Source organism: Pseudomonas sp. P5_A12, from assembly GCF_056400685.1.
In genome coordinates this window covers 1-7,417 of sequence record NZ_JBFUKU010000258.1, presented here as the reverse complement: position 1 = coordinate 7,417, position 7,417 = coordinate 1, and the positions used below count along the sequence as shown (strand labels likewise).

The 7,417-nt window shown below is 58.6% G+C and carries 5 protein-coding genes; 4 read left to right on the top strand and 1 reads right to left on the bottom strand.

What is annotated here, in order from left to right:
* The 4 genes from AC1DSG_RS24525 to AC1DSG_RS24510 form a co-directional block, all read left to right on the top strand.
* The coding region (locus tag AC1DSG_RS24525) for a DUF4129 domain-containing protein (protein ID WP_477793210.1) at window positions 1-334 on the top strand (334 nt) is incomplete at its 5' end.
* On the top strand, window positions 331-1,494 hold the full coding sequence (locus AC1DSG_RS24520) for a DUF4350 domain-containing protein (RefSeq protein WP_477793209.1): 1,164 nt from the start codon (window positions 331-333) through the stop codon (window positions 1,492-1,494). The genes AC1DSG_RS24525 and AC1DSG_RS24520, both read left to right, overlap by 4 nt.
* A complete protein-coding gene (locus tag AC1DSG_RS24515; protein ID WP_477793208.1) occupies window positions 1,491-2,492 on the top strand; it encodes an AAA family ATPase in 1,002 nt (333 codons plus the stop codon). The genes AC1DSG_RS24520 and AC1DSG_RS24515 overlap by 4 nt, the downstream gene beginning before the upstream one ends.
* Window positions 2,489-3,826, top strand: a complete 1,338-nt coding sequence (locus AC1DSG_RS24510) for a DUF58 domain-containing protein (protein ID WP_477793207.1) — start codon at window positions 2,489-2,491, stop codon at window positions 3,824-3,826. Before AC1DSG_RS24515 ends, AC1DSG_RS24510 begins: the two co-directional genes overlap by 4 nt.
* Here the strand turns inward: AC1DSG_RS24510 and AC1DSG_RS24505 are convergent.
* Window positions 3,823-7,371: an Ig-like domain-containing protein gene (locus AC1DSG_RS24505; RefSeq protein WP_477793206.1), complete on the bottom strand. Its 3,549-nt coding sequence runs from the start codon at window positions 7,369-7,371 to the stop codon at window positions 3,823-3,825. The two genes, AC1DSG_RS24510 and AC1DSG_RS24505, sit on opposite strands and share 4 nt — an antisense overlap.
* Window positions 7,372-7,417 lie beyond the last annotated feature (46 nt).

Genomic DNA, 7,417 nt, shown 5'->3' with positions numbered 1-7,417 from the left:
GGACCTTGACCGCGAAACCCTGCCCGCCGACATTGCCGCCAGCGCTGACAGTCTCTGGCAAACCAATCCGCGTGAAGCCCTCGGGTTGCTTTATCGCGCCTTGCTCAGCCACTTGTTGCACGACCACAACATGGCGCTTAGACCCTCCGATACCGAAGGTGAAGTACTCCAGCGCGTCGAACAACTGCAACAGCCGGCATTGCTGGCCTTCAGCAAAACCCTGACCGGTCACTGGCAAAACATGGCCTACGGTCATCGCTTGCCACCCGCGCACTTGCAACAGGAACTCTGTAACGGCTGGCGAACATTGTTCGGCCCGGAGGCTGCCCGTTGAGCCGGCGTTCAGGGTTAACGATCGGCGTGCTCATCGCTGTGCTGGTCGGCGCGCTGAGTATTTACCTGTACCTGAAAGCCACACCCTATCAGGCAGAAATCGATCACGGCCCATCGCCTGAAGCGCAGGCCAATCCCTACCTCGCCGCTGAACATTTTTTGCGCAAGCAGGGCCTGACCGTCAGCCATGCCAATGGCCTTGAGGTGCTGCCCACCCTCAATCCCCACCAGCACAGCCTGTTGCTGCTGGGGGATCGCTACAACATGACCCCGCACCAGATTGATCAGGTCTTGAACTGGACCCGCGCCGGTGGACGTATTTTATTTGTTGCCCAATCCCTTTGGGATGAAAAAACCGGCCAGAGCAACGACCTGCTGCTCGACCGGGTGCAATTGCACCAGTCGCTGAGCAAAGACCTCAAGGACCCGCCACCGGACATCCTCGACGATCGCTATCCCAAACTGACCAAGCTGTATCTGGAAGATGAAGAAGCACCGGCCTACGCGAATTTCGACACGGCATTCCATCTCGACGATCCGAAAAACCTCGCGCAAACCTGGGCCAACAGCGGCAAGGCCACGCACATGATGCAGCTCAATCACGGGCTCGGTTCGATCACCGTGGTCACCGATGCCGACCTGTGGAAAACCCCGGCCATCGACCAGTACGACAATGCCTGGCTGCTCTGGTATCTGACGGCGAACACGAGCGTGACGTTGCTGTTCAACACCGACCACGACAACTTGCTGACCTTGCTGTGGCGTTATTTCCCGCAGGCACTGGTGGCCCTGATTGCGCTGATCGGACTTGGCTTCTGGCAGGCGGGAGTGCGCCAGGGGCCGTTGCTGGAGCCCGCGGCGAAAGGCCGCCGACAACTACAGGAACACCTGAGTGCCAGCGCCGATTTCCTGTTGCGCCGCAAGGGGCAGCAACACCTGCTGCAAGCCTTGCAACAAGACATCCTGCGGCGTGTGCGGCGTCGTCATCCCGGTTTTGAACAACTCGGCGTTGCCGAGCAATGGCTGGTGCTCTCACGCCTGACCGGCCAACCTACACGCGCTATCAGCCAGGCCATGAGCCCGCGACCGAAGCAGCGGCTGTCCAGCGCTGACTTCAGCCGTCAGGTCGCCCACCTGCAAACCTTGAGGAACGCTTTATGAGTGAACAGATAGAGCCAGGCTCGCCGACTCACGCCGCCCAGCAACGCCAGCGCGCCAGTCAATTGGCCCAAGCCGTGCGCGGCGAATTGCAGAAAGCCGTAATCGGCCAGAACAGCGTGATCGACGATGTCCTCACCGCGCTGATCGCCGGCGGCCATGTGCTGCTCGAAGGCGTGCCGGGGTTGGGCAAGACCTTGCTGGTGCGCGCCCTCGCCCGCTGCTTTGGCGGCGAATTCGCGCGCATCCAGTTCACCCCGGACTTGATGCCCAGCGATGTCACCGGGCACGCGGTCTACGACCTGAACACCGAGCAGTTCAAGCTGCGCAAAGGCCCACTGTTCACCAACCTGCTGCTGGCCGACGAGATCAACCGCGCCCCGGCGAAAACCCAGGCCGCGTTGCTCGAAGCCATGCAGGAACGCCAAGTCACCCTCGAAGGTCGTGCCTTGCCCATCGTGCAACCCTTCATGGTGCTCGCCACACAAAACCCCATCGAACAGGAAGGCACCTATCCCCTGCCCGAAGCCGAGCTCGACCGGTTCATGCTCAAGGTGCGCATGGATTACCCCGACGCCGAGCAGGAGCTGAACATGGTCCGCCAGGTCAGCCGTTCGACCCGCGCCGACATGCTCGACGTGCAACCGCTGCGTACCGTATTGCAAGCCAAGGACGTGCTGGCCTTGCAGCGCATTGCCAGTGATTTGGCGCTGGATGATCAGGTGCTCGATTACGCCGTTCGGCTGGCGCGCAGCACCCGCACCTGGCCGGGCTTGACCCTCGGCGCCGGGCCGCGCGCATCCATCGCTTTGGTACGCTGCGCCCGAGCCCGTGCGTTGTTGCGCGGTGGCGAGTTTGTGATTCCGGACGACATCAAAGGCTGCGCATTGGCGGTGCTGCGCCATCGAGTGCGCATCGCACCGGAGCTGGATATCGAAGGTCTGGATGTCGATCAGGTGCTCAAGCAACTGCTCGATCAAGTGCCGGCGCCACGATTGTGAAACCGTCCCGCCTGCTATTGAACTGGCTCGCGATCCTGCTGGCCATCGGCATTGTGCTGGGCACACTGCGGGCAGTGGAATTTGACGTTCCATCAACCCTGTTATCGATCAACTGGGGATTGCTGCTGGCGTTGCTGGCTTTGGCGATACTCGACTTCATTCGCCTCAAGCGCCTGCCCTCGCCTCGTGTACAACGGCAAATGCCCGGCAGTCTGGCGCTCGGCCGCTGGAGCGATGTGCGGCTGGAGGTCGAGCATGACTTTGCTCAACCACTCAATGCCGAAATTTTCGATCATGTTCCGGATGGGCTGAGCTTCGAAAACCTCCCGTTCTCGGTAGAACTGCAACCCGGTCAGCAGAGTGAGATTGGCTATCGGCTACGCCCGCTCAAACGCGGTCACTTCAGTTTTGAATATTGTGAAATCAGTCTGCCGAGCCCGTTGGCTTTATGGTCCGACAAACGCCTGTTGAACGTGGTCGACAGCACCCGCGTCTACCCTGACTTCGCTCGCCTTTACGGCGGTCAGCTGCTGGCGGTGGACAACTGGCTCAGCCAACTCGGCGTGCGCCAGCGGCAACGTCGCGGGTTGGGTCTGGAGTTTCATCAACTGCGCGAATTTCGTGAAGGCGACAGCCTGCGCCAGATCGACTGGAAAGCCACCGCCCGCCAGCGCACGCCGATTGCCCGTGAGTATCAGGACGAACGCGACCAACAGATCATTTTCATGCTCGACTGCGGTCGGCGCATGCGCAGTCAGGATGGCGAACTCGCGCATTTCGATCACGCACTCAATGCCTGCCTGTTGCTCAGCTACATCGCCCTGCGCCAAGGCGATGCGGTCGGCCTGAGCACATTCGCCAGCGACCGACCGCATTACCTCGCCCCGGTCAAAGGCACTGGCCAACTCAACGTGTTGCTCAACAGCGTGTACGACCTCGACAGTACCCAACGCCCCGCCGATTACCAGGCTGCGGCCACTCAACTGCTCGCCCGCCAAAAACGCCGGGCGCTGGTGGTGCTAGTCACCAACCTGCGCGATGAAGACGACGAAGAACTGCTGACTGCCGTGAAACGCCTGAGCAAGCAACATCGGGTGCTGGTGGCGAGTCTGCGCGAAGACTTGCTCGATAACCTCCGGCACGCGCCGGTGCAAACCTTGCCGGAGGCGCTGGCCTATTGCGGGGCGGTGGATTATTTGAATGGCCGGGCTGAGCTCCATGAGCGATTGAGCGCTCATGGAGTGCCGGTGGTGGATGCTCGGCCCTCAGAACTGGGGGCCGAGTTGGTCACGCGGTATTTGGGCTGGAAGAAGGCCAATATTTTGAACAGTTAATCCGTGTCAGGCTCGATCAGAGAGCCTCCATTCGCACCATCGAGATCGGCATCACCCACCCTAAATTCAAGACCTCTTGAACCACTCAAACCCGAAGATGACATGGTTATGACAAACCACGTCCCAATCGGCGCTGTCGTTGTCATCTTCCATTTGCACAGGTTCAGATCATCAACTGGGACCAACGTCCCCTCAGGAGGGTCAAAGTAAACATCCGATCGAGAGCTCGATATTGAAAATTGGCGATCCTGTAACTCTTCCAATACCAGCATCTTTAGTAGAAGTTCTTTGGATTGATACACCGTCCTCTTGATTTGAATGGCGTAGGGTAAAAGCTCGTCGTTCAAGTACAGCATCGTATTCTTGGCCACAGGACTATCCAATGCTGTCACCCAAATGTTCGTCGATAACCTCGGTATTGGCCATTGTCCATTGAAAACTCCCACAGCAACACTCGCCAAACCACCTATAGGGAGTTCTGTCGGCGTTATCGTGAAAGAAGTCCAGCCATCAGAGTTGACCGGTGAAACGCTGTCTTTTAATCCCGGATAACTCCAGATGACTCTTTCATCCCCAGTTGCCCCCTCTAACCGGGCCTCAACCGTGACAGTCTGCCCCAGCAGCACCAGCAACCGGGGGGACACCTTCATTTCCACTATCGAAACAGGCTTTATGATTATGAAATCCAATTCTGCTCGAGCGCCGAAACCTACAGTAACGGTCAATTTATGCGTCCCCGCATCAACCGGCGTGAAAGATATCCGCGAAATGCCGTTCGCGTCTGTCGCAGTCGGTGACAAAGACACGCCGGGGAATGTCCAGTCAACCTTGATCCCCACAAGCGGCTGGCCGTCGGTACGAGACACAATTTTCACTTCTGCGCTGGCGTCCTGACCCAGTTCAATATTCACATTCGCACTGGTCAACGACTCAATCACCGGCACCACCCCGCCATACAACAACCCCTTGGTATCCCAGCCAGCCATACCTCCTTTCACCGTGGCCCACAGCACCTCTTCATCCTGCGCAACCATCGCAAAGGACAARCGGGCGATGCCATCGGTGTCGGTCAGCGAAGATACGAGTACATGTCCGTCGAACTCCCAGCCAACTTCTACCCCGGCCAACGGCAACCCGGTCAATGCAGAAACCACTTTGGCCATTGCATAAGCCTGAGACTCGTCAGGAGGCTGTCTGGAGTCGGACGGTTCATACAATGCAACTATTTCCCTCGGTTCATTGAGCGTGAAGGCCAGGGCAATCGCATCCGAATTATGCTCATCGCCCACCGTCGCAATCACCTCAGCCACACCGGGAGTGGATGGGATAAAGCGCATTGTCGCCACACCGTAATAATCAGTCACTGAAGTCACAACCCCGAGATCGGGACTACGCCATGTCACCGTCCAACCCACCATCGGCCTGCCACTGATGACCGACACGACGGTGACTTGCCCAAAATATTCCTGCCCCCAATCCAGCGTCTGATAAACGCCTCTGCTTGCAGTGATTTTCACCACCTGAGAACCTTCACCCGCCGACATCGCATTTGTCGGCGACAGACGCGCCAGTCGCTTGGATGACAATAGAAACGCAAAACTAGCGTCCTTCACATTGCCCACCCGAAAGGTGTATTGCAAATTGACCACGTCGTAAAACTTGCGTGGCACCCCCAGCCCCTCCGATAGAAACTCTATCCCCAGTTCAGCCGTTCCACTGCCCGTCATTCCGAGAGTCAGATCCTGACCGAAAAGGGGATTTTTGCGCAGTGCCGACAGCTCGAACGTATGCTCACCGTTGCGCCGAGGGAAACAGGTGCGCTCCCCCCAAGGCCGAGGTGGGGCGCCGTCGAAACTGACCATAAGCCCGTCCCACGGATCGCTCGCCAGTGCAGCCACCGCTATCGAACGTTTGGCTTCGAAGCCGTCGTAAGGACTCATGACCAAGGCCTCAACGATATGTCGTTTCGCATTGGTCGGCATGAAGGCAAAACCCGACCAGCCGTCTGCATCGGTTTTCACCACACTCGGGCTCCCGGACGCGCTCCATGTCACGGGCACCTGATCCACAGCCCGCTGGGTGAAATGAGAAAACACCTGTACCCACAGCCACGCAGGGTCCTGCCCCGCCACTGGATCCACCGGCGATTCGCGCCACGCCTCGATCCGGACTTTGTTATGCGCCAGCACCATAGGTTTAGCGGTGGCGACGAAATTCAACTGAGGCAATTTCAACGTCAGGGCAAACTGGCCCGCTTGCTGACTGGCGGTAACGTCCAGCATCCAGAGGGCCCCGGCGTCGCTGATGGGTTGAGGTTGATCCAAAGCGGGTTGAACCGTTGCCCCCAACTCCTCGGCCGGTGTCCCCGACCATGTCAACGATGCCATCAACCCCACCAGCGGGCTCAGCGCATTGGGCGTAACGTTGAAGCGATGAAGCGCACCCAGACACGGATAGAACGTCTGACCGTCCAACGCGGCCGATATCTGATCCAGCATCAGCCTCACTTCTTCCACCAGATCCAGGGAGACCAAGCGTCCGGACAGTTCTCGAGCGATTGCAACGCCATCAAGGCGTAGCTCCAGTTCAAACAGACTGCTGATGCTGTCATTCACCTGGGAGGAAAGTGTCCATTCCACACCATTTGCCGCGAGAGGCTTGAGCACGCCAAGATCGCTGGGCTCCAGTCCGATATCCGGCTTTACCCCCCGCCAGTGCAAACTGATGGAGTTGCCAATCCACGGACTGCCGGCGACCGGCACAACCTTCAAGGTATGTGCCTGGCCACGCCGGCAGATTACGCCGAGCGTATTGCGGTCGATCTCCACGTCATCCAGCAGGATCTTGACTTCAGTCTTCCAGGGGCTGGTCGCAATGGCTTTCACCTGGAAAGGCCGCTCAACCGCAACGGCCTCCGCATGAGCTTTGATGCTGGCCTTGACCACCTGATCCCCGGCGCTTTTCGGCGTATACAGCACACTGGCCCAGCCACCGACACCCGTTCGGGTCGTGATCGTGCCATCAGGGGTTTTCCAGTCCACCTGCGCGTTGTTCACCGGATCACCGTCGTCACTGACCACGACATGCACCACTTGCACGCGCAACAGCACGCTTTCGTGCTCATCCACCACCGGAAACTTGTTGGCCTCACGCACCTCGCCGACCTTGACCTGATTGCGCGCCAGCGACATGGTTTTTTCCGATGAAGGCTGCAGCAGTTTCGAGCAGACCAGATGCAGAAAAAACCGACCATCAAGATGATCTGCGCTCGTCAGAACCCAGGACAGATTGATCCCAGCGACCGGCACCGACTCCTCAAGCGCAGGGCTGACAGTAACCTCCAATTGCTCATGGGAATCACCGCTCCAGTGCAACGACAGCCCAGTCCCCAACAATGGACTGTCGGCTGGAAGTTTCACGTTCACGGGATAATTCGAGCCCCGATTGGGATAGCCGGTTTTTTCTTCCCAACGCGTCTCAACGCCGTCGACAACCGCTAATACGTCCTTCCACGGATCCGTCGCCAATACCCGGACGTTGAACAACTGAGTGATCACCCCGGCGGCGTAATAAGGACTCTCGACAGAGGCC

What these genes read in the sequence shown, in the direction of transcription:
- AC1DSG_RS24515 (WP_477793208.1), top strand. Translation starts at nt 1,491, where the DNA reads ATGAGTGAACAGATAGAGCCAGGCTCGCCGACTCACGCCGCCCAGCAA.